The organism is Microbacterium thalassium, assembly GCF_014208045.1.
Lineage (GTDB): Bacteria > Actinomycetota > Actinomycetes > Actinomycetales > Microbacteriaceae > Microbacterium > Microbacterium thalassium.
The window spans coordinates 1,310,231-1,332,439 of sequence record NZ_JACHML010000001.1 but is presented as its reverse complement, the minus strand read 5'-3'; the positions used below and the strand labels follow the sequence as shown (position 1 = coordinate 1,332,439).

Genomic DNA, 22,209 nt, shown 5'->3' with positions numbered 1-22,209 from the left:
GTGCACGGCCTCACAGCAATCTCGCGGCCGACAGCATCCGGACCGGCGCGGCCGACAGCATCCGCGCGTCACCAAGAAGGAGAACCACGTGCGCAATCACAAGTTCCTGGGCGCCGTCGCGGTCGCGGCGGGGCTCGGACTCACGCTCGCCGGCTGCGCGAGCAGCCCCAGCGGCAGCACCGAGGAGACCGCTGCCGCCGACCCGGAGTCGATCGTCCTGGGCCTGGTGCCCTCGCAGGACGTCGACCAGCTGGTCACCGACGGCGACACGCTCGCGGGCCTGCTGAGCGATGAGCTCGGAGTCCCGGTCGAGGTCAACATCACCGACAACTACGCCGGACTCGTCGTGGCGATGCAGACCGACCAGGCGCAGATCGGCATGTTCGGCCCCATCGGCCTCGTGCAGGCGCAGGACGAGGCCGGCGCCGTGCCGGTGCTGCAGTCGGTGCGCTACGGCGACAGCGTCTACGTGACCCAGTGGTTCACGAACGACCCCGACACGTTCTGCCTCGATGACATCGTCACCGAGACCGACGAGGACGGCGTCGACTACCTCTTCTGCAACGGCACCGAAGAGGGCAACGTCGGCCCGCTCGGCGAGGACGCCCTGGCGCTCGTCGCGCAGGACGAGACGATCGCGTTCGTCGACGAGGGCTCCGCATCGGGCTACTACTACCCGGCCACGCAGCTCCAGCAGCTCGGCCTCGACCCGTTCGACCTGAGCGGCGCGTTCTTCGCCGGCGGCCACCCCAACGCCGTCCGCGCGGTCTACGACGGCGATGCGACCGTCGGCGTGAGCTACAACGACGCCCGCACCGGCCTCGCCGAGGAGACGCCCGACATCGGCACCGAGGTCGTCGTCTTCGCGCACTCGACCCTCATCCCCAACGACGGCGTCTCGGTCTCGGGCTCGCTCTCGGAGGAGTGGCAGCAGAAGATCACCGACGCGTTCCTCGCGATCGCCGACACCGAGGAGGGCGCCGCGGCGCTCGACGCGGTCTACGAGATCGACGGACTCGTGCCGGCCGACCTCGACGCGATCGACCAGGCCCGCGCGGTCTACGAGAACTTCGGCTGACCCGACCCACACACTCCGGGTGGAGGGGTCGCCCCCTCCACCCGGAGTCGCGAGAGTAGTTTCTGTGATCCGCTTCGACAACGTCTCGGTCCGCTACCCGACCGGCACGCTCGGGCTCGACGGCATCGACCTCGAGATCCCGGACGGCCAGTTCGTCGTGGTGGTGGGCCTGTCCGGCGCCGGCAAGTCGACCCTGGTGCGCACCATCAACGGACTCGTCCCCACCACCTCGGGGACGCTTCAGGTCGACGACCGCGTCGTCAGCGGCGCGAGCAAGCGCCAGCTGCGGCGCCTGCGCGCCCAGGTCGGCATGATCTTCCAGTCGTTCAACCTCGTCACCCGCACGAGCGTCATGAACAATGTGCTGGTCGGCCGCCTCCACGCGACCTCGTGGTGGCGTTCGCTGCTGGGGCTCTGGAAGCCCGCCGACCGCGAACTCGCGTTCGAGGCGCTCGAACGCGTCGGCATCGTTGACAAGGCGTGGGTGCGCGCCTCGCAGCTGTCGGGCGGCCAGCAGCAGCGTGTGGCGATCGCCCGCGCCCTGGCGCAGGAACCCAAGGTGATCCTCGCCGACGAGCCGGTCGCCTCGCTCGACCCGCCGACCGCGAACCAGGTGATGCGCGATCTCGAGCGCATCAACCGCGAACTCGGCATCACCACCGTCGTCAACCTGCACTTCCTCGACCTCGCCCGCCGCTACGGCCAGCGGATCATCGGCATGCGACAGGGACGGATCGTCTTCGACGGCACCGCCGACGAGGCCGACGACGCGGTCTTCGAGGAGATCTACGGCCGATCGCTCACCGCCGCCGACGTCCTTCCCGGCGACGCCGCGGCCGAGACCACGACGACCGGCGACGCACCGGCATGACGACCGTCATCCCCGCACCGCGCCCCGGCACGGCATCCCGCCGACCGGTGAAGCCGCGCGCACCGTGGACGCTGTGGGCGGGGCTCGCCGCCGCCGTGGTGCTCACGGTCTGGGCCGGCCTGGGCATCGAGTTCACCCTCGTGCCGCTGTTCACCGACTTCGGCCGCGGCTGGGTCGTGATCGAGCAGTTCCTCAACCCCAACTGGGGCTTCATCTTCCAGGTCGGGAACGCCTGGTTCGAGACGCTCGCGATCGCCGTGCTCGCGAGCCTCGGCGGCTGCCTGCTCGGCCTGATCGCGGCGATGCTCGCCTCGAAGGTGACGCTGAGCAATCCCGTCGCTCACCAGATCGTCAAATGGACGCTGTCGGTCGTGCGCTCCATCCCCGACATCGGCTACGCGTTCCTCTTCGTCGCGCTCGTCGGCGTCGGCTCGCTCGCGGGCATCCTGGCCCTGGTCATGTTCAATCTCGGCATCGTCGCCAAGCTCACGAGCGAGTCGATCGACGCGGTCGATCGCGGACCGATCGAGGCCGTCGACGCGTCTGGCGCGAACGGCATCGATCGCGCGCGGTGGGCGGTGTACCCGCAGGTGCTGCCGAACTTCCTCAGCTACAGCCTCTACGTGTTCGAGCTGAACATCCGCGCCTCGATCGTGATCGGACTCGCCGGCGCCGGCGGCATCGGAAACGTCATCATCGTGCAGCTGGGCCGCTTCGCGTGGGAGAACGTCTCGGCACTGTTCATCGCGACGTTCGTGGTGGTGCTGCTCGTCGACATCGCCTCGCAGGTCGTCAGGCGGAGGATCACGTGAGCACGTCGATGATGCGGCCCGCGCCGCCGAGCAAGCTGTGGCCGACGATCTGGCTCATCGTGTCGGCGATCGTCGTCGTCGCGGCGATCTGGGCGGTCGACGCGAAGTGGGCCAGGATGCTGGACCTCCCCGGCGCTTTCGTCAACTACGCGGTGCTGATGGGCGAGGGCGTGGTCCAGAACCCGTTCGTCGACCCGTGGAGCGAGTACTGGAGCCTCGCGACCAGCCGCATGCTCGAGTCGGTGCAGATGGCGTGGATCGGCACGCTCATCGGCGCCGTGCTCTCGCTGCCCCTCGGCTTCCTCGCCGCACGCACGATCGCGCCCGCCGGCGTGGTGGTCGTCGTGAGGCAGTTCCTCAACGCCATCCGCGCGCTTCCCGAGATCGTGCTGGCGATCGTGCTGATCATGCCGATCTTCGGGCTCGGTCCGCTCACGGGCGCGCTCGCGCTCGGCGTCGGCTCGATCGGCACGCTCGGCAAGCTCACCGCCGAGGCGATCGAGTCGATCGATCCGGGCCCGGTCGAGGCGGCGCTCGCGTCGGGTGCAGGCGCGTCCCAGCGCATCCGCTGGGCGATCCTGCCGCAGGCGTTGCCCGAGATCGTCGCGTTCTGGCTGTACCGGTTCGAGATCAACATCCGCGCCAGCGCCGTCCTCGGCGTCATCGGCGCAGGAGGCATCGGGTCGCTGCTGTCGCAGCTGTTCAATCGCCGCGAATGGGCGCAGATCGGCGTCACTCTCGTCGTGATCATCGTCGTGACGATCCTGGTGGACACCGTCTCGGGCGCCGTCCGCGCGCGCATCATCTCCGGCGGCAGCCGCCGGACCCGCCGCCGCGAGCGTCGCGAACAGGCCGAAGCGATCGTCTGACCCGCACGTATCGTCGAGTGCACATGCTCTCGCCGGGTGCACACGCTCGTGACGGTCGATTTCGTGTGCACTCGGCGAGAAGATACGCACTCGCCGACGCGAACAAAGGGGAAGCGCTTTCCGTGAATCTGCGGAACAATGGGGGCATGCGCACAGAACGCGATGGAGCCGCTGTCCGATGAACGCTGCCGCACCGATCCGCACGGCCGTCGTGGGCGCCGGGGGCATCGCCCGCGGCATCCACCTTCCCGCCCTCGCCGGCAACCCCGACACCGAGATCGTCGCCGTCGCGGACGTGGATGCCGCTCGCGCCCGCGCGGTCGCCGACGAGTTCGGCGTGACGGATGCCTTCACCGACGTCGACGCGATGCTCGCGGCATCCGCCCCCGACCTCGTCGTCGTCGCCACTCCCCCGGGCGCCCACAGAGAGGCCACCATCGCCGCGCTCGACGCGGGCGCGTGGGTGTGGTGCGAGAAGCCGCCCGCGCTGAGCCTCGCCGACTACGACGAGATGGCGGCGCACGAGGGCGCGGACGGTCCGTACGCCTCCTATGTGTTCCAGCACCGCTTCGGATCGGCCGGCCGGCGCCTGCGCCGGCACCTGGACGAGGGGACGCTCGGCGCTCCGCGCGTCGCCCAGTGCCACACCCTCTGGTACCGCGACGACGCCTACTTCGACGTGCCGTGGCGCGCCAAGTGGGCGACCGAGGGCGGCGGTCCGACGATGGGCCACGGCATCCACCAGATGGACCTGGCGCTGTCGATCCTCGGCGACTGGTCCGAGGTGACCGCCATGATGGCCACGCTCGCCCGCTCGACCGAGACCGAGGACGTGTCGGCGGCGATCGTCCGGCTCGAGTCCGGCGCCATGTGCGTCCTGACCAACAGCCTGCTCTCGCCGCGCGAGTCGAGCCTGCTGCGGTTCGACTTCGACGACGCCACCGTCGAGGTCGAGCACCTCTACGGCTACGACAACTCGCACTGGCGGTGGACGCCCGCGCCGCACGTGGACGCCTCGCAGACCGACGACTGGCTCCCCGAGACGGACGAGGCGAGCTCGCACGCCGCCCAGCTGCGCGTGCTCGTCGACGCGTTCCGCCGAGGCGTGCGCCCGCCCGCGAGCGGCGCCGACGGCCGCCGCAGCCTCGAACTCGTCGCCGGCATGTACAAGTCCGCGATCGAGGGGAGGCCCGTCCGGCGCGCGGAGCTCACCGCCGCCGACCCGTTCTTCGGCGCCATGAACGGCGGGGATCCGGATGCCGCCGCCCGCGCCTTCGGCAAGGAGCCCGCCCATGCCTGACTTCACGCTGTCGCTCACCGACACCGACGCGGTCGTCACCGCGTCCGGCGTCGACATCGCGCGGTACGTCTTCGATCCCGGCGGCGCGGCGTCCGAGGGCCCCAAGCCGTACCTGCATCCCGTGCGCGCGCTCGACGGGGCGGTGCTGTCGGCCTTCCGCCCGTGGGACCACCGCTGGCACAAGGGCCTGCAGATGACGTGGACGCAGGTGTCGGGGCAGAACTTCTGGGGCGGCCCGACGTTCCAGCGCGACGTCGGGTACACGCAGCTCGACAACGTGGGGCGGATGCGGCACGACCGCTTCACCGCGATGACGGATGCCGGCTCCGAGGTCGCGTTCACCGAAGAGCTCACATGGATCACGCAGGCCGGCGAGGAGTGGTTCACGGAGTCCCGCACACACCGCTTCCACGGCCTCGACACCGATCGCCGCCTGTGGATGCTCGACTTCGCCACGACGCTGCGCAACATCTCGGGCCGCGAGCTCGAGCTCGGCAGCCCGACGACCGAGGGGCGTCCGCATGCGGGGTACACCGGCTTCGCGCTCCGGATGCCGCGCGCCTGGACCGGCGGGCGCGTGCTGTCGGCCGACTCCGACGACGCCGATGCGCTGATGGGCGCCGTCACGCCATGGCTGGCGTTCTCGGGCGAGCACGACGAGGTCGACGGCGGGGCGACCGTGCTTGTGTTCGCGGGAACGTCGACGGGAGCGCCGCCCATCAGGTGGTTCGTCCGCAGCGAGCCGTTCCCGATCATGAGCCCCTCGGCGTCGTTCGACCGGCCGATCGTGCTGGCGCCGGGCGAGGAGGTCTCGCTGTCGCACCGGCACGTGTTCCTCGACAGCATCCCCGCGGCCGGGGAGCTGCGGACGCTGGCGGCGCAGGTGGCACCGTGAGCGCCGCTCCCCCGCTGTTTCCGGGCGGCGTCGCCGTCAGCAGCCTTCAGGTCTACGACTGGGACGCGGGCGACGGCTGCGCGGGCGGCTCCCCCCACCTCCACACCGCCTCCAGCGAGGGGTACGTCGCCACGGGCGGCTCGGGTGAGGTGCACACCGTCTCGTCCGCGGGGCGTGCGGTGCATCGCCTCGAACCGGGCGAGGTCGTGTGGTTCTCGCCGGGCACCGTCCACCGGCTCGTCAACCACGGCGATCTCGAGCTGGTGGTCGTCATGCAGAACGCCGGTCTCCCCGAGGCGGGCGACGCCGTCCTGACGTTCCCGACGGACGTGCTCGAGGACCCCGAGGCGTACGCCGCCGCGGCGGCTCTGCCGGCATCCGCCTCCGACGAGGAGCGAGCGGATGCCGCACGCGCGCGCCGCGACCTCGCCCTGCGCGGCTACCGTCAGCTGCTCGACGATCTCGAGGCCCGCGGCTCCGCGGCCCTGGCCGATCTGCACCGGCGCGCGGCCGCACTCGTGCAGCCGAGGGTCGAACGCTGGCGGCGGCTGTGGTCGGCGACCGTCGAGGCCGAGACCGCGCGCACGCGGGAGCAGCTCGCGCGCCTCGCCGCGGGCGACCCGGCCATGCTGGCCGATGCCGCGGTGACCAGCGCCGCGCGGACTCCCGGGCCACGCCAGTACGGCATGTGCGGGCGCCTGCAGACGTGGGAGTGGCCGCAGCCGCGCGAAGACTGATCTCGGCGACGCCTCGACTCCTCGCCCGCGCCGAGTCCGATCGGGCGGCGCACGGAAGGCCCGGCACCCCTGACGGGATGCCGGGCCTTCGCCGTCGCGCTGACTACCGCACCCGGACCGTCAGCTCCTTCGAGCTGGTGGCACCGGCCGCGTTGGAGAACTCGGCGACGTACGTGTACGCGCCCGGGTCCCTGCCCGCGATGTACGTCGACGCGTGCTGCGCGCCGGGCGTGGCGGCGACGAGCTCCTGCTCATCGATCAGCACCCCGTTCTCGTACAGCTTGTACGTCGTCGCGTTCGTGCCCCACCACAGGTCGGCCGAGACGGTGTAGTTGCCGTCGCGGTCACGGTTGTCGTGCGACAGCTTGGGCACTGCGGGGGCGGCGTCCTTCACCGTGACGGTCGTGGACGTCGTCTCGGTCGAGCCGGCCGCGTTGACCAGCTCACCCGTGTAGACGTACGTGCCGTTCTCCTTCCCCGACACGTCGACCGTCGTGATCTGCGCATCCGGCGAATGGGGCTCGAGCAGCTGCGTCGAGATCAGCTCGCCGTTCTCGTAGAGGCGGAAGACGGACCCGTTGACACCCCACCAGAGGTTCATCGAGATCGTGTACTCGCCGTCGTGCAGACCGTCGTCCCACCCGCTGTTCGACGAGAGGTCCCCGCGGCCCGGGGCCTCGGTCGCGCCCTCGTCGGAGAACACCAGCACCTGAGCCGACTCGGTGGCGACCAGGCCGTCGTGGTTGACCGCGCGCACCGTCAGGGTGTGCGCTCCGACGAGGCCGTCGAGGTCGATCACGTCGCCGTTCGCGACCGCCGCGCCGTCGAACGCGATGTCGAGGTTGCGCACTCCCGACTCCGGATCCTCGGCCGACACGTCGACCGTGAGCGAACCCGAATCCGGCAGCAGCGACCCGCTGGCGGGAAGCCCCGACAGCACCGGCGCGGTGTCGTCCGAACCGCCCGTCGGCGATCCCGTGACCGCGACCGAGGGCAGCGGCGGCTGCTCCATGCCGTCGCCGATGAAGAAGCTCGGCCACGGCGGCTGGTTGTAGCCGGTGTTCTGCCACGCGACCGCCGTGCGGTACATCGTGTCGTGCATCAGGGTCGGGATGCGTAGCTCGGTCTCGTCGGTGGTGGAGTAGATGCGCAGCTCGCTCGAGTCGGCCGAGCGCCACGCGATCTCTTCGCGCCAGTCTCCGAACAGATCCGCCTGCACGTTGGGCGTGCCCTTGGTGCCGTTGTTCGAGCGCGCCCCCTCGTCGGAGAAGATGACCTCTTCCTCCTCGGTCTCCCAGTTCCACTTGGAGATCGTCGGATAGCCCCAGTAGGGCTCCTGATAGAAGTGGTGGTCCACGATCTCGCGCAGCGGATCGCCGTCGAACCAGGCCATGAAGTTCGCCGCGGGGATCGTGTCGGCGATCTGCGTCCCATCGGCTGCCATCAGGTAGCCCACCCGGCTGTTCCACGAGGCGTCGCCGCCGATGGCCCAGCTCTCGGCACCGGCGTAGCGCGGGTCGATGTCGCCGGAGGCGGCACGGCCCGTGTCGACCGTCGCCGGAACCGACCACAGGATCTCACCGGTCCGCGAATCGCGCATCGTCCCTCCGCGGTTCCCGGCGGAGGCCATGTCCTCGTGGGCCGAGAACGTCTCGAAGCCGGGGCGGCTCGGGTCGAGGTCGCTGGTGTGCTGCGCATCGCCGTGTCCGAGACCCGTCGAGTAGAGCAGCTCGCCGTTGTCGTCGACCGTGGCCGATCCGAAGAGCACCTCGTCCTTGCCGTCGGCGTCGACGTCCGCGACCGCGAGCGAGTGGTTGCCCTGGCCGTAGAAGCCGTACGAACCCTCGTCGTTCGAGTCGATCACCCACCGTTCGATGAGCTTCTCGCCGTCGAAGTCGTACGCCGCCATCACCGAGCGGGTGTAGTACCCGCGGCTGAACAGCGCGCTCGGCTTCTCGCCGTCGAGATAGGCGACGCCCGCGAGGAACCGGTCGACGCGGTTGCCGTAGCCGTCTCCCCACGCTCCGACGTCACCGCGCTCGGGCGTGTAGTCGATCGTGTCGATCGCCGCACCCGTCTGCCCGTCGAACACCGTCAGGTACTCCGGCCCGCTCAGCACGTAGCCCGAGCTGTTGCGGTAGTCGGCGCTGGCGTTGCCGATCGGCTGGCCGACGCCGTCGATCGTCCCGTCACCGGTCTTCACGATCATCTCGGCTCCGCCGTTCCCGTCGAAGTCGTAGACCATGAAGTGGGTGTAGTGGGCGCCCGCACGGACGTTGACGCCGAGGTCGATCCGCCACAGCCGCGTCCCGTCGAGACGGTACGCGTCCAGGTAGACGTTGCCGGTGTAGCCGGCCTGCGAGTTGTCCTTCGCGTTGGAGGGATACCACTTGACGAAGTACTCGTACTGCCCGTCGCCGTCCACGTCGCCGACGCTGACGTCGTTGGCCGAGTAGGTGTAGGGCTGGCCGTCCTTGGTGTACGAGTCCGCCGGCTTCTGCAGCGGCACCGACAGGTGATCGCCGGTCTGGACGCCGAACTCGTCGGTCTCGGTGGTCTCCACATCGTTCAGCACCTTCGTGACGAAGTAGGTGGAGTCCGCCGTGCCGTCCGCGTCGAGCAGGTTCGTCGAGTCGGTGATCGGCTCGTCCGTGATCTGCTTCCCGTCGCGGTAGACGTGGAACGAGACGGATGCCGGATCGGTCCCGAGCAGTCGCCACGTCACCAGGACGCCCTCGTCGGCCTGCACCGCCATCGGAGCGCGATCCAGGTACTCGACCTGGCGCTGCAGCACCGTGACCGCCTCGGTCGCGAGCTGCTCCGACGCCGCCCCTGCGCCGCCGGCATTCACCGCGATCACCGTGTAGTAGTACGGGATCGTCGTGAGAACCTCGTCGGCGTCGGTGTACCGGTTGGTGTCGGCCACTCCGACCAGGTCTCCCTGCTCCCCTTCGATGGTCGAGCGGAAGACGAGGTGATAGAGCGCATCGACGGGGGCGGCCCAGCCGATCTCCACCTCGCGCTTCTCGATCCGCTCCACCGAGAGGCCGGCGGGTGCGGCGGGGACGTCGACGGTCTCGTCGATGAACGACACGTCCACGGTCGCCGACGGCACCGACTCCAGGTCGGTCTGGTCGACGGCGGTGACGTGGTAGACGTAGTCGAGACCGACCCGGGCGCTCGTGTCCACGAACTCGGGCTCGCCCACGACGCCGACGAGCACGGGCTTCGGGTCGAACGGCGACTGCCGGTAGACGTTCCAGGTGAGCCCCGGCTCGTCGTCCCACTCCAGCGACACCGTGGGCGCCGCGGGGTCTGCGTCGATGCCCGCCAGCGCGAAGCCGGTGGGGCCGAGCAGGATCGGCGTGACCTCGAGACCGTTGAACCGCGTGCCCGCGGCGCTGCCGTAGGCCTCGACGTTCAGCTGGCCGTCGGTGACGAGGAACGGACCGCGCAGCGTCTCGTTGACGCCGCCGCGACCGGCGTTGCCGGTGCCCGCGTCGCGCCCCTCGACGCGGAAGCTGGTGCGCGTCGTGCCGATCCAGTCGCCCGAGTAGGTCTTCACCGAGTAGGTGCCGTTGGGCACGTCGAGGATGAAGGTGCTCGAGTCCCCGGGGAGCATGAAGTCCCGCACGAGGTCGTTCGCCGCGCCGTCCGCGTCACCGCGGTCACGTCCGGCGTTCCACGCGAGTGCCGTCTCGAAGCCGTAGCCGCGCTCCTCGGTGTAGGCCATGTCGGGCGTCACCTCGGTGTAGCCGGGCATGAGCGGGTTGCCGGTGAGCTGGAAGTCGAACTTGTACAGCGCCTCCTTCGTGGTGAAGGTCACCGTCTCGCTCGGCTCGGAGTCGCCGCGGCCGTTGACCGCCACGACGTAGTACGCGTACTCGACGCCCTCCTCGAGACCCTGGACGATGGAGCTCGTCTGCGTGACGCTCCCCACCAGGGCGAACTCGGAGTCGGGCTCCGACACGGCGCGACGGTAGATCTTGTAGATGTCCGCCGTCGCGGAGGCGTCCCACTGCAGGGTCGCGCCGCCGTTGCTGATCGCGCCCGCGACCAGGTTCTGCGGTGCGGCCGGCACCTCGGCGGGCGGCTCGACGTCCACGACCTTCTCGGACAGCGGATCGTCCAGGTCGGCGACGTCCTGCGCGATCAGGCGGGCCATCTGGATGGCGCCGTACTCCTGGAAGTGCGTGTCGTCCACCGTCCCGGAGGGGCGGTTGGGGAAGATGCCCGGGTCGACGTGGAGGAACACGGCCTTGGCCGCCTCGGGCCCGATCTCGTCGAGGTAGGCACGGCTGGAGGCCGACAGGTCGACCAGAAGCACGTCCTCCTCGACGGCGAGCTCGGTCATCTTCGCCACGTAGTCAGGGAAGCTGACGTTGAAGATGCCCGTCTCGGCGTCGAAGCTGCGCCGCGAGACCGGGGTGACCAGGATCGGGGTCGCACCGCGCTGGCGCGTGCCCTCGACATACACCCGCAGGTACTCCTTGTAGTCCTCGGGGCTGGCGTACCGGTCGTCGACGCCCTGGGTGGCGTCGTTGTGGCCGAACTGGATCAGGTGGTAGTCGCCGGGGCGGATGGCGCGGAGGATCTCGTCGAGACGCCCCTGCGTGATGAAGTTCTTGGACGAGCGGCCGCCGATGGCGTGGTTGGCGAATGCCATGTCGTCCACGAAGAAGCGGTCGATCATCTGCCCCCAGCCGGCCTGCGGCGCGTAGGCGATCGGATCGTACGTCTGCACCGTGGAGTCGCCCGAGATGTACGCGGTCGTGATGGCTCCGGCCAGACGATCGGGCAGGCGCGTGATCGTCAGCGCATTGAGGACCGCGGTCTCGCCTCCGCCCAGCTGGAGTGTGAGGATGCCGTCGACGAGGGCGATGGTGAACGCCATCTCGAGGTAGTCGCCGGCGAGCTGCGGGTTCTCCTGCACCTTCTGGATCGACTCGGTCGTGATGGTGAGCACGCTGTCGGAGTCTTCGTCGCCCGCGATCAGCTGCACCGCGTAGTCGCCGTCACCGAGGTCGACCTCGAAGACGGCGCCGTCGACGGCGACGAAGTCGCTGCGCAGGGCGTCGTCGGTGGCGCGGTCGATGTCCGCGGTCTCGGCATCCGGCGCCGTCGTGAAGCCGTAGCCCCACTCATCGTCGTAGGTCGTCGCACTCGTGACCGGAAGGGCGCCGTCCGAGACCTCGCCCGGGCCGAAGTCGAACGTCACGACGTCGCCCTCCGGCAGCGGTTCGGGTGCGATGTAGACCGGGGAGTCGACGATCGTCGGCGGCGACGTGCCGGCCGCGTTGCCCACGGTCACGCGGTAGGAGTAGGCCGCCTCGGTGTCGACGCCGGTGTCGGTGTATCCGGGTACGTCGACCGTCGCGAGTTCGGCGAACTCCTCGGTGCCGCCCGCTGCGCGCTCCACGAGGTACGACTCGGCATTGGCGACCGCCGACCACGTGAGGACGACGGTGTCGGTCGTGACCAAGGCGACCGCGAGGTCGGACGCCGCGCCGGGCGCCTCGAGTTCGGGGATCTCACCGCTGGCGACCTCTGCGGACGGGTCGGACACGACCTCGTACGCGCTGACGCCGACCACGCGGTAGGCGTAGGAGCCGCCGACGCTCACGGACTCGTCGGCGTACGTCGTCTCGGTGACGCCGTTCGCGAGTTCGCTGAAGGCGCCCGGCGTGCCGGCGCCGTCGACGTCGGCCCGCTCGATCGTGTAGGACTCCGCGCCGTCGGAGGCCGTCCAGCCGAGCTCCACGACGTCGTACGCGACCCGCGTGATGACGACGTCCGCGGGGACGGCGGGCACGACCGGGGAGATCTCGATCCCGTTCACGAGTCCCGCGATGCCGCTGCCCGAGAATCCCGCCGTGAGCTGACCGTCCTCGACGGTCGTGCGGAAGGTCTCGGTGACCGCGGCCTGGCGGGCGGAGACGCGCCCGGCCTCCTCGCCTTCGAGCGTCACGGTCGTGTTGACCGTGCTGGTGCCCGCGAGCTGGTCGCCCGACGTGATCGCGACGTCGTACTCGCCGTCGGGGAGGTCGACGAGGAACTCCCACGTCCCGCCGCCGACCCAGTCGTTGGCCATGGGGTCGGCCGGGTCCGTGCTGCCGGTGCGGTCGCGCGAGGTGAGCGAGACGCCCTCCGCGGGGACGATCCCGAAGCCGGCCGTCGCGTCGTAGGCGGTGTCGGGCGCGACCTCGGTCCACCCGTCGGCCACCGCGCTCGACCCGGTGCCGAAGTCGAACCGGTAGACCCCGTCCTCGTTCGGCTCGATGCCGGCTGCCGCTCCCCCGGGGGCGACGGCGAGCAGGGCCCCCACCACGGCGGCGCTCGTCGCGGCCGCGGTGATGCGCCGCCCGCGACGGGCGCGGGATGGGGGTGGCGCGTAGCTGGTCTGCTCGTGTCTGGCGGCATCTGACCGCTCGGACGGATGGGGCACGGTTCCTCCTTGTGTCTGCATCGGCAAAGGAGCGAACGGATGGCGCTGCGGCGCGACATCCTCTCGCGGTGAACCGGGCGCGTACGAACTCGAGCCCTGTCGTTTGTTCAGTTGCGGCCGGGCGTCCCGGCGGTGACGGACCCAGAGCGGAAAGCGTATTCCGTCCTGAATGCGGAGCAGTCTCGCACGGTTCCGGAACGCTTGGCAAGGGCTTTCCAGAAACGATTCCCGAAATCGCCGCAGGGCTTGCGGGACGCCGGACGCCTGCCCTAACGTCAGCCGCGAAACGTTTCTGAGCGCGTCGCGGGGTGACTACGGACCTCCCCGCAGGCGCGCACCCCGCAGCAGTGCGGGGCGGCGGCCCGGGCCGCCGGCCATCTGTCCGCGTCGCCGCCAGGCGGTGACCGCGCCCGCTCTACGATGGAGTCATGCCTCGGCGGGGAGGCGAAGCAGGCTGGACGAGGTGAGCGCGATGCGGCGGGTGGGGATCCGTGACGTGGCCGCCCGCGCGGGCGTCTCCATCAGCACCGTGTCGAACGCGCTGAACCGGCCGCACCTCGTCAGTGAAACCCTTGTCGAGCGCGTCCGCTCGGCCGCCGATCAGCTCGGCTATGTTCCGCTCCAGGCGGCTCAGCAGCTGCGCGCCGGACGCAGCGGGCTGCTCGGGATGACCGTCATCAACATCACCAACCCGTTCTTCGCAGAACTCGTCGCCGGCGCCGAGGACGCCGCATCCGCGGCAGGGCTGCGCGTCCTCGTCGGCAACAGCAGCGACGACATCGCCAAGGAGCGCGACCACCTCGAGCTGTTCGAGCGGGTGCAGGTCGAGGGAGCGCTGGTGAGCCCCTTCGGCGACACCGGCCCGTGGCTGGATCGGCTCCGCCGGCGAGGCATCCCCGTCGTGCTCGTGGACTACAGCGACGACGCCGGAGTGCTGCCCTCGGTGTCGCTGGACGACGTCGCCGGCGGGCGCATGGCCGCCGAGCACCTGCTGCAGCTGGGCCGACGGCGCCTCGCCTTCGTGGGCGCCCGGGACGAGGTGCGCCAGATCCGGGAGCGTCTCGCGGGCGCGCGATCCGCCGTGGCGAGCCACCCCGGCGCGACGATCGAGCCCGTCTGGGACACGCACACGTCCACGCAGGCGGGGCGGGCCTTCGGCACCTGGCTCGCGCAGCGGCCGCCCGACGAGCGGCCCGACGGCATCCTCGCCGCCAACGACCACCTGGCGATCGGACTCCTCCACGGCCTCGTCTCCGAGGGGGTGCGCGTCCCCGAGGACGTCGCCGTCGTCGGCTACGACGACATCGAGTTCGCGGCCGTCGCCGCGGTGCCCCTGACGTCGGTGCGCCAGCCCGCCCGCGAGATGGGCCGGGCGGCCGCCGATCTGCTGCTGGCGCACCTCGCCGGCGACGCGGCGGACGAGCGCCGCGACATCGTCTACCAGCCCGAACTGGTCGTGCGGGCCTCGACCGTCGGCGACGCCGGGCTCAGCTGACCAGGAGCGAGCCCTTCGACGGGGCATCGCCGTCGCGGCGCTCGATCGCTCGCAGCGACCGCGCCACGAACGCCGCGATGCGGCGCGCTCCGCGCTCGTGGAAGTGCGTGTCGTCGGCGAGCCCGTCGGGCCACACCGGATGCTCCCCCGGCGCGAAGTGGCTGAGCAGCTCGCGCGACGCCTCGGGACCGAGGTCTTCGTAGAGCCACGTCGTGAAGACCGTGAGGTCGATGAGCGGAACATCGAGGTCGTGCGCGAGGTCGCGGACCGCGTTCGGGTAGTCCCCGTGGGTCGGCGTGATCCGCCCGCCCTCGAACCACCGCCGCTCGCACGAGGTGCACAGTACGGCCCGCGCACCGAGCCCGGCCACCTGCTCGACGAACGTTCGCAGCCGCTCAGTGTAGCCGCCCCGCGAAGCGAGCAGGTCGGGCTCCTTCTGATCGTTGTGCCCGAACTGGATGATCACGGTGTCGCCGGCCCGCACGCCCGCCATGAGCTCGTCCCAGCATCCGCTCCGGATGAACGACTCCGTCGTCGCTCCGCCGAAGGCGAGATTGCGCACGGGTTCGTCGACCCAGGGCTCGAGGTACGAGCCCCACCCGGTCATCGGCAGCTCGGCCTCGGTCGGCGGGGCGACGGTGGAGTCGCCGGCCAAGTGGTACGTCATCGCTTCCTCTCCCGGCCGCCGTCGGCCCGGACCCGTTGACAGCGGCCATACGATGTTCATCATGCACCAGAAAGCGTTTACCGGCACGATCCGCATCGCGCAGGAGCCCCGCCCCGTTCGGTCGGTGCTGCGCCTGCTCGCCCGGCGCCCGGGCCGCATGACGCTCGCGGTGCTCGCCTTCGCGGTGAAGGAGATCCCGCTGTGGTTCCTCCCCGTCGTGACGGCCGAGATCATCGACATCGTCGCCACCGGCGGCGATCCGACGACGGTCCTCATCTGGTTCGCCGTCGCCGCCGTGCTCCTGCTGCAGAACTACCCGATGCACCTGGTGTACACGCGCAGCTTCATGACGGTCGTGCGCGATACCGGCGCGGACCTCCGCAACGCCCTCGCCGCGCGCCTGCAGAGCCTGTCGATCGGCTATCACACCCGGGTGAGCTCGTCGATCGTCCAGACCAAGGTCGTGCGCGACGTCGAGAACGTCGAGCTGATGCTGCAGCAGGTCACCCACCCGCTGCTGTCGTCCGCGATGGTGCTGGGCGGCGCGATCGCGATGACGGCGATCGCGGTCCCGGAGTTCCTGCCCGTCTACGCCCTGGCCGTCCCGATCGCACTCGGCCTGCGGTGGGCGCTCAGCCGCCGTTCGCGCATGCGCAACGAGGTGTTCCGGCGCGAGGTCGAGGGATTCGCCGCGCGCGTGGGCGAGATGGCCTCGCTCATCCCGGTCACACGCGCCCACGGTCTCGAGCAGACCGCGGTCTCGCGCGTCGCGACGGGGGCCGACGGCGTGCGCCGCGCCGGCCTGCACCTGGACATGCTCAACGGCCACGTCGCGTCGATCTCGTGGGTCGCCATGCAGCTGCTGGGGCTCGGATGCCTCGTGCTCGCCGCGATCTTCTCGCTCACCGGCATCCTGCCCATCACGCCGGGCGAGGTCGTGCTGCTGTCGACGTACTTCGCGCTGCTGACGCAGGGGCTGACCCAGCTGCTCATGCTCATCCCGGTCGGAGCCCGCGGGCTGGAGTCGATGCGCTCGATCTCGGAGGTGCTGCAGGAGCCCGACCTCGAGCAGAACGAGGGCAAGGCCGAGGTCGCCCGCGTCATCGGGCACCTCGAGCTCGAGCACGTGTCGCATCGCTACGCCGACGCCGAGCGGGACGCCGTCCGCGACGTCACCCTCGACATCACGCCCGGTGAGACCGTCGCCTTCGTCGGATCGTCGGGGTCGGGCAAGTCCACGATGCTCAACCTCGTGCTCGGCTTCGTCCGCCCCACGTCGGGCCGCATCCTGCTCGACGGCGTCGACATGCAGGAGCTCGACCTGCGCTCGGCGCGCCGATACGTGTCGGTCGTTCCGCAGGAGTCGGTGCTGTTCGAGGGGACCATCCGCGAGAACATCGCCTACGGTCTCGACCACGCAGACGACGAGGAGCTTCGCCGTGCCCTGCGCGACGCGAACGCGGCCGAGTTCGTCGATGCGCAGGGCGACGGCTGGGACACGGTGGTCGGCGAGCGCGGGGCGCGGCTGTCGGGCGGCCAGCGGCAGCGGCTCGCCATCGCGCGGGCCCTCGTGCGCGATCCGCGCATCCTGCTCCTCGACGAGGCGACGAGCGCCCTGGATCCCGAATCCGAGGAGCTCGTGAAGCAGGCCCTCGACCGCCTCATGCGGGGCCGGACGACGCTCGTCGTCGCCCACCGGCTGTCGACCATCCGGCGGGCCGACCGCATCGTCGTGCTCGAGCACGGGAGCATCGTCGAGCAGGGCTCGCACGAGGATCTCATCGAGCGCGGCGGCCGGTACGCCCACCTCCACGCCACCCAGGCCGGGGTCGCCCGGCCGTCCGAGACGGGATGACCATGATCGACCCCGACGCGCCCGCCCCCGGCGAGATCTTCCGCGACCCGGTCTACGACGGCGCGACCGACCCGACCGTCGTGCGCGACGACGCCGGCGGATGGTGGATGTTCTACACGCAGCGACGGGCGGCCCACCCCGACCCCGGCCCCGGCGTCGCGTGGGTGCACGGCAGTCGCGTGGGCGTCGCGCGCGGCGCGGACGGCGTCGACTGGAGCTACGTCGGCACCCTCGAGCCGGCCGCGGCCGGGCTGGCGCTGCGCGGGGACGGCCCGCCGGACGCGGTCGACGTCACCCACTGGGCGCCGGAGATCATCCACGACGGCACGCGCTGGCGCATGTACCTGACCGAGATCGCGGGCGTCCCGACGCAGTGGGCGGGCCACGAGCGCAGGATCGTGGAGTACGTCTCGGACGACCTCGCGACCTGGACGCGCCGCGGCCCGCTCGCCCTCGACAGCGACCTCGTGATCGACGCCGCCGTCACGCGGTGCCCGGACGGCCTGTGGCGGCTCTGGTACAAGGACGAGGCGGCCGGCTCGGTGACGAAGGCGGCGGTCTCCCGCGATCTGTCGGACTGGTCCCCGGCCGGCGTCGCGATCGGCGGGCGGCCCCACGAGGGTCCGTTCGCGTTCGCCCTCGGCGGGTTCTGGTGGATGCTGACCGATGAGTGGCGCGGCATGGCGGTGCACCGCTCCCCGGACGCCGTCTCGTGGGAGCGCCAGGGCGACGAAGACACGGTGATCCTCGGAGAATCGGGCTCCCCGGACGAGGGCGTCCAGGTGGGCCGTCACGGGTCGGTCGTCGTGACCGGCGACGCGGCGCTCCTGTACTACTTCACGCATCCGTGGTGGGACGGCACCGAGATCGAGCAGGCGGATGCCGCGGCCGAGCGCCGCAGCGCCGTGCACGTGGCCCGACTGCGCGTCGAGCGCGGCCGCCTCGTGTGCGAGCGCTGACCCGCCAGGACTGCCGCACGATCGCCGCCGGGGCCGGTGTCGATCGTGACCGTTCCGTGACTGAATCGTTTGAATTTCTCTGCGAAACCCCTTGCGAAACGTTTTTGAGCCCAGTACCGTAGCGGGCAAGCGCTTTCCGTCGCATTCTCCATCCGGACACTGCACGCACCACGGGACGCGCACACACCGCACCAACGGACAAGGAACGTCTCGCGGAGAATCGGACGAAGACGTTCAAGAGAGGACAAGGATGTTCAGCAAGAAGCGGGCCTTCGCAGGCGTCGCCATCGCCACCGGCGCGGCACTCGCGCTCGCCGGCTGCGCCGGCGGCGGCACCGAGGCTTCGGACACGCTCGACCCGAACGAAGAGGTCACCCTCGACCTCGCGTTCTGGGGCAACGACGTCCGCGCCGAGCTCTACAACGAGGTCATCGCGGCGTTCGAGGAGGAGTACCCGAACATCACGGTGAACTCGACCTTCCTCGGCTTCCCCGAGTTCTGGGAGAAGCGCCAGACCGAGGCCGCGGGCGGCAACCTGCCCGACGTGATGCAGTTCGACTACTCGTACATGCGTCAGTACTCCGAGAACGGCCTCCTCCTCGACCTCGACCCGTTCCTCGGCGGCATCATCGAGACCGAGCCGCTGAGCGACAACATCCTGTCGATCGGCGTCGTCGGAGGGACGACCTACGGCATCCCGACGTCGACGAACGCCTGGGCGCTGTTCACCAACCCGACCCTGCTCGACGAGGTCGGCGTCGACGACTTCGCCGGCGGGTCGTGGGACGACTACTCCGACTGGATGGCCGAGGTGACCGACGCCGGCGGCGGCGACGTGTACGGCGGCGCCGACTACACCGGCCGCATCCAGAACTTCGAGGTGCAGCTGCGCTCCGAGGGCTCCTACCTGTTCAGCGACGAGGGCGAGCCGGGCTTCGACGAGGCGCGCCTGACCGAGTTCTGGGAGGAAGGCGCACCCCTGCGCGACGGCATCACCACGCCGCAGCAGACGGCTGAGGAGCTCGCGCCGCTCGGCCCGTTCGACTCGGCGGTCTCGGCGAGCGAGCTCACGTGGGACAACTTCGGCGCCGGCTACCTCGCCAACCTCGGCGAGGGCTACCCCGAGCTGAACATCATCGCTCCCCCGGTGACGGTCGAAGGCACGCAGGACCTCTACCTGAAGCCCTCGATGCTGCACACGATCGCGGCGAACACCGAGCACCCCGAGGCCGCGGCCACGCTCGTGAACTTCCTGATCAACTCGGACGCGTCGGGCGAGATCTTCGGCACCAACCGCGGCCTGCCCGCGTCGTCGACCGCTCTCGCCGCGGCCGAGCTCGACCCGCTCAGCGAGCAGGTCAAGGAGTACGAGGCCTCGATCGCCGACCGCCTGGGCGACGCCCCGCCGGTTCCGATCGTCGGCTACGGAACGCTCGAGGAGAAGTTCCGCGTGCTGGGCACGGAGCTCGGCTTCGGCACCATCACGGTCGAGGATGCTGTCAGCCAGTTCTTCACCGAGATGGACGTGGTGCTGAACCAGTGACGTCTCCCGGGGGTCCGGCCGCCATGCGCGGCCGGGCCCCCGGACACCAGACTCCCCCCACACCACACCAGGAGATCCCGTGAGCACGACAACGACGAGAGTGATCGTCACCGGAGACAAGCGGCGGCGCGGTCTGCTGCGGCGCGAGCGCCCCGAAGGCGGGCTCGCCCGACCGGGTCAGAAGCGGCGGCAGCGGCGCGAGACCCTCGCCGGGTACGGATTCCTGGTGCCGTGGCTGATCGGGTTCTTCGGGCTCACCATCATCCCGATGGTCTACTCGCTGTACCTGTCGTTCACCCGGTACAACATCTTCCAGCCGCCGCGCTGGGTCGGCTTCGACAACTACGTCCGGCTCTTCACCAACGACCCGAACTTCATCCAGTCCGCCCAGATCACGCTCGTCTACGTGCTGGTCGGCACCCCGATCACCCTCGCCGCCGCCCTCGTCGTGGCGATGCTGCTGAACTACCGCGACAAGGGCGCCGGATTCTTCCGCTCCGCGTTCTACGCGCCCTCGCTCATCGGCGGATCGGTGTCGGTCGCGATCGTGTGGCGCGCGATGTTCGCCAGCGACGGGCCCGTCGACAACTCCCTCAGCCTCTTCGGCATCGACCTGGGCGGGTGGATCGGAAACCCCTCGCTGGTCTTGCCCGCGATGATCCTCCTGGCCATCTGGCAGTTCGGCGCCACGATGGTCATCTTCCTCGCCGGCCTCAAGCAGATCCCCAAGGAGCTCTACGAGGCGGCCGAGATGGACGGGGCCGGCCCGTGGCACCGCTTCCGCGCGGTCACCATGCCGATGCTGTCGCCGGTCATCTTCTTCAACCTGCTGCTCGGCCTCATCGGAGCCTTCCAGGTCTTCGCCTCCGCGTACATCATCTCCGGCGGCACGGGCGGCCCGGCGGGCATGACGAACTTCATCACCCTCTACCTGTACAAGCGAGGATTCTCCGACGGGCAGATGGGCTACGCCGCCGCGATCGCGTGGGTGCTGCTCGTCGTCGTCGCGATCATCGCCTTCATCCTCTTCCGCACCCAGCGCAACTGGGTCCACTACTCGGGAGACAACCGATGACCACTTCAGCCACGTACGGGCGGTCGGCCGCGACCACCCTCCAGAACCAGCTCATGGACAAGAGCCCGGCGCCGCGCCGCAAGATCAAGCGCAAGACCTGGCAGACGATCATCTGGTTCGTCGTGCTGCTCGCGCTCACCGCGATCGTGCTGTACCCGATGATCTGGCTGTTCTTCTCGACGTTCAAGCCGAACAGCGAGTTCGGCCAGAACACCGGCCTGATCCCGCTGAACCCGACGTTCGACAACTACATCAAGGTCACCGAGGGCATCGCCGGCGTGCCGATGGCGCAGTTCTTCTGGAACTCGATCGTCCTGGCCGTCGCGGCCGTCGTCGGCACCGTGTTCTCGTCGGCTCTCGCCGCGTACGCGTTCGCACGCATCCAGTTCAAGGGCCTCGGCGTCTTCTTCGCCGCCATGATCGGCACGCTGCTGCTGCCGTTCCACGTCGTGATCATCCCGCAGTACCTGTGGTTCAACACGCTGGGCATGGTCGACACGTTCTGGCCGCTGATCCTGCCGAAGTTCCTCGCCACCGAGGCCTTCTTCGTGTTCCTGCTCGTCCAGTTCATGCGGCAGATGCCGCGCGACATGGACGAGGCGGCCCGCATCGACGGCGCCGGCCACCTCCGGATCTTCTGGGCGATCATCATCCCGCTGATCAAGCCCGCGCTCATCACGTGCGCGATCTTCACCTTCATCTGGTCGTGGAACGACTTCCTGGGGCCCCTGCTGTACCTCACCAGTCCCGAGAACTACCCGCTGCCGATCGCGCTGCGCCTCTACAACGACCAGACCAGCACCAGCGACTACGGCGCGACGGTCACCGCCAGCTTCGTCGCGCTGCTGCCCGTGCTGCTGTTCTTCCTCGTGTTCCAGCGGTTCCTCGTCGACGGCGTCGCCACGCAGGGCCTGAAGGGCTAGGAGTCATGATGGATCGCAAGCAGCTGCGCGCGGCACGCCGCGCCGACCGCGACGGCTCCGGCCCCACGCTCGACGAGCGGGAGCCCGCGCGCTTCCCGGGCGCCGCGGCCAAGCTCGCGCTGTTCGGCGAGGTGCTGATGGCGGGCATGCTCATCACGCTCGTGAGCCTGCCGATCGTGACGCTCCCGATCGCGCTCGCCGCCGGCATCCGCCACCTGCGCCGCTACGTGATCGCCGAGGGATCGCCGCTGTCGGAGTTCTGGCTCGACGTCCGGCGGGGCCTCGCGGGCGGCGTCCTGGTCGGCTTCGGGGCGAGCGCGCTGGCTGCGATCCTGGCCTTCGACATCCTCCTCGCCCGCTCCGGCGCCCTCCCCGGGGGTGCCGCCATCGAGGTGATCGGCTGGGCGGGACTGGCCGCGGTCGGCGCCGCGATCTTCGGCCTCGCCGGCCTGTGGTCGCCCGAGCTCGGCTGGCGCGGAGCGGTCCGCGCCCTGCCCGCGTCCATCGGGGCGGATCTGCTCGGCGCGCTGTATCTCGTCGCCGCCGCCGTGTTCGTCGGCGTGCTGACGTGGGCCCTGCTGCCGCTGGTCATCCCGGCCATCGGATGCGCCGCGCTGGCGGTCGTCGCGATCCCCGTCAGACCGCGCCGTCGCGCCGCCCACTGACACCGCCCCTCGACCGCGAC

General features: G+C 70.3%; 16 protein-coding genes. 14 read left to right on the top strand and 2 right to left on the bottom strand.

Features of this window, described 5'->3' with window-relative positions:
- The first annotated feature begins 88 nt into the window (after window positions 1–88).
- From phnD to HD594_RS06130, 7 genes are all read left to right on the top strand, one after another.
- The gene (gene phnD / locus HD594_RS06160) at window positions 89–1,078 is read left to right on the top strand and encodes a phosphate/phosphite/phosphonate ABC transporter substrate-binding protein (RefSeq protein WP_271171323.1); all 990 of its coding nucleotides are present in this window, start codon (window positions 89–91) and stop codon (window positions 1,076–1,078) included.
- A gap of 64 nt (window positions 1,079–1,142) precedes the next feature.
- Window positions 1,143–1,949 (top strand): phosphonate ABC transporter ATP-binding protein, encoded by an 807-nt coding sequence (gene phnC / locus HD594_RS06155; RefSeq protein WP_184750111.1) that lies wholly within the window; start codon window positions 1,143–1,145, stop codon window positions 1,947–1,949.
- On the top strand, window positions 1,946–2,761 hold the full coding sequence (gene phnE, locus HD594_RS06150; RefSeq protein WP_184750110.1) for a phosphonate ABC transporter, permease protein PhnE: 816 nt from the start codon (window positions 1,946–1,948) through the stop codon (window positions 2,759–2,761). Before phnC ends, phnE (HD594_RS06150) begins: the two co-directional genes overlap by 4 nt.
- The gene (gene phnE, locus HD594_RS06145) at window positions 2,758–3,630 is read left to right on the top strand and encodes a phosphonate ABC transporter, permease protein PhnE (protein ID WP_271171322.1); all 873 of its coding nucleotides are present in this window, start codon (window positions 2,758–2,760) and stop codon (window positions 3,628–3,630) included. The genes phnE (HD594_RS06150) and phnE (HD594_RS06145) overlap by 4 nt, the downstream gene beginning before the upstream one ends.
- 178 nt (window positions 3,631–3,808) lie before the next feature.
- Window positions 3,809–4,930, top strand: a complete 1,122-nt coding sequence (locus tag HD594_RS06140; RefSeq protein WP_184750109.1) for a Gfo/Idh/MocA family protein — start codon at window positions 3,809–3,811, stop codon at window positions 4,928–4,930.
- Entirely contained in the window at window positions 4,923–5,825 is a 903-nt protein-coding gene (locus HD594_RS17340; RefSeq protein ID WP_184750108.1) for a DUF6807 domain-containing protein, read from the top strand. The genes HD594_RS06140 and HD594_RS17340 overlap by 8 nt, the downstream gene beginning before the upstream one ends.
- Window positions 5,822–6,562: a cupin domain-containing protein gene (locus HD594_RS06130; RefSeq protein WP_184750107.1), complete on the top strand. Its 741-nt coding sequence runs from the start codon at window positions 5,822–5,824 to the stop codon at window positions 6,560–6,562. Before HD594_RS17340 ends, HD594_RS06130 begins: the two co-directional genes overlap by 4 nt.
- Before the next feature lie 103 nt (window positions 6,563–6,665).
- On the opposite strand, the gene HD594_RS06125 is transcribed toward HD594_RS06130, so the two are convergent.
- Window positions 6,666–13,007: a rhamnogalacturonan lyase family protein gene (locus HD594_RS06125; RefSeq protein WP_338103829.1), complete on the bottom strand. Its 6,342-nt coding sequence runs from the start codon at window positions 13,005–13,007 to the stop codon at window positions 6,666–6,668.
- 496 nt (window positions 13,008–13,503) lie between these two features.
- Between HD594_RS06125 and HD594_RS06120 the strand changes: the two genes are divergently transcribed.
- Window positions 13,504–14,502: a LacI family DNA-binding transcriptional regulator gene (locus HD594_RS06120; protein WP_309297736.1), complete on the top strand. Its 999-nt coding sequence runs from the start codon at window positions 13,504–13,506 to the stop codon at window positions 14,500–14,502.
- Here HD594_RS06120 and HD594_RS06115 read toward each other — a convergent pair.
- Window positions 14,495–15,169 carry a rhamnogalacturonan acetylesterase gene (locus HD594_RS06115; RefSeq protein WP_184750105.1) on the bottom strand — a complete coding sequence of 225 codons (675 nt, stop codon included), beginning with the start codon at window positions 15,167–15,169 and terminating at the stop codon, window positions 14,495–14,497. The two genes, HD594_RS06120 and HD594_RS06115, sit on opposite strands and share 8 nt — an antisense overlap.
- A gap of 61 nt (window positions 15,170–15,230) precedes the next feature.
- Between HD594_RS06115 and HD594_RS06110 the strand changes: the two genes are divergently transcribed.
- From HD594_RS06110 to HD594_RS06085, 6 genes are all read left to right on the top strand, one after another.
- Entirely contained in the window at window positions 15,231–17,024 is a 1,794-nt protein-coding gene (locus HD594_RS06110) for an ABC transporter ATP-binding protein (RefSeq protein WP_184750104.1), read from the top strand.
- A gap of 2 nt (window positions 17,025–17,026) precedes the next feature.
- The gene (locus HD594_RS06105) at window positions 17,027–17,983 is read left to right on the top strand and encodes a glycoside hydrolase family protein (protein WP_184750103.1); all 957 of its coding nucleotides are present in this window, start codon (window positions 17,027–17,029) and stop codon (window positions 17,981–17,983) included.
- 250 nt (window positions 17,984–18,233) lie between these two features.
- On the top strand, window positions 18,234–19,526 hold the full coding sequence (locus tag HD594_RS06100) for an ABC transporter substrate-binding protein (protein WP_184750102.1): 1,293 nt from the start codon (window positions 18,234–18,236) through the stop codon (window positions 19,524–19,526).
- Between the two features lie 79 nt (window positions 19,527–19,605).
- Window positions 19,606–20,601 carry a carbohydrate ABC transporter permease gene (locus HD594_RS06095; protein WP_184750101.1) on the top strand — a complete coding sequence of 332 codons (996 nt, stop codon included), beginning with the start codon at window positions 19,606–19,608 and terminating at the stop codon, window positions 20,599–20,601.
- Window positions 20,598–21,524, top strand: coding sequence for a carbohydrate ABC transporter permease (locus HD594_RS06090; protein ID WP_184750100.1), 927 nt, complete (start codon window positions 20,598–20,600; stop codon window positions 21,522–21,524). Before HD594_RS06095 ends, HD594_RS06090 begins: the two co-directional genes overlap by 4 nt.
- 8 nt (window positions 21,525–21,532) lie before the next feature.
- Window positions 21,533–22,189, top strand: coding sequence for a hypothetical protein (locus HD594_RS06085; protein ID WP_184750099.1), 657 nt, complete (start codon window positions 21,533–21,535; stop codon window positions 22,187–22,189).
- Window positions 22,190–22,209 lie beyond the last annotated feature (20 nt).

Coding starts and splice junctions, on each gene's coding strand:
- phnE (WP_184750110.1), top strand. CDS start 1,946: ATGACGACCGTCATCCCCGCACCGCGCCCCGGCACGGCATCCCGCCGA.
- HD594_RS06140 (WP_184750109.1), top strand. CDS start 3,809: ATGAACGCTGCCGCACCGATCCGCACGGCCGTCGTGGGCGCCGGGGGC.
- HD594_RS17340 (WP_184750108.1), top strand. CDS start 4,923: ATGCCTGACTTCACGCTGTCGCTCACCGACACCGACGCGGTCGTCACC.
- HD594_RS06115 (WP_184750105.1), bottom strand. CDS start 15,169: ATGACGTACCACTTGGCCGGCGACTCCACCGTCGCCCCGCCGACCGAG.
- HD594_RS06110 (WP_184750104.1), top strand. CDS start 15,231: ATGCACCAGAAAGCGTTTACCGGCACGATCCGCATCGCGCAGGAGCCC.
- HD594_RS06105 (WP_184750103.1), top strand. CDS start 17,027: ATGATCGACCCCGACGCGCCCGCCCCCGGCGAGATCTTCCGCGACCCG.
- HD594_RS06100 (WP_184750102.1), top strand. CDS start 18,234: ATGTTCAGCAAGAAGCGGGCCTTCGCAGGCGTCGCCATCGCCACCGGC.
- HD594_RS06090 (WP_184750100.1), top strand. CDS start 20,598: ATGACCACTTCAGCCACGTACGGGCGGTCGGCCGCGACCACCCTCCAG.
- HD594_RS06085 (WP_184750099.1), top strand. CDS start 21,533: ATGGATCGCAAGCAGCTGCGCGCGGCACGCCGCGCCGACCGCGACGGC.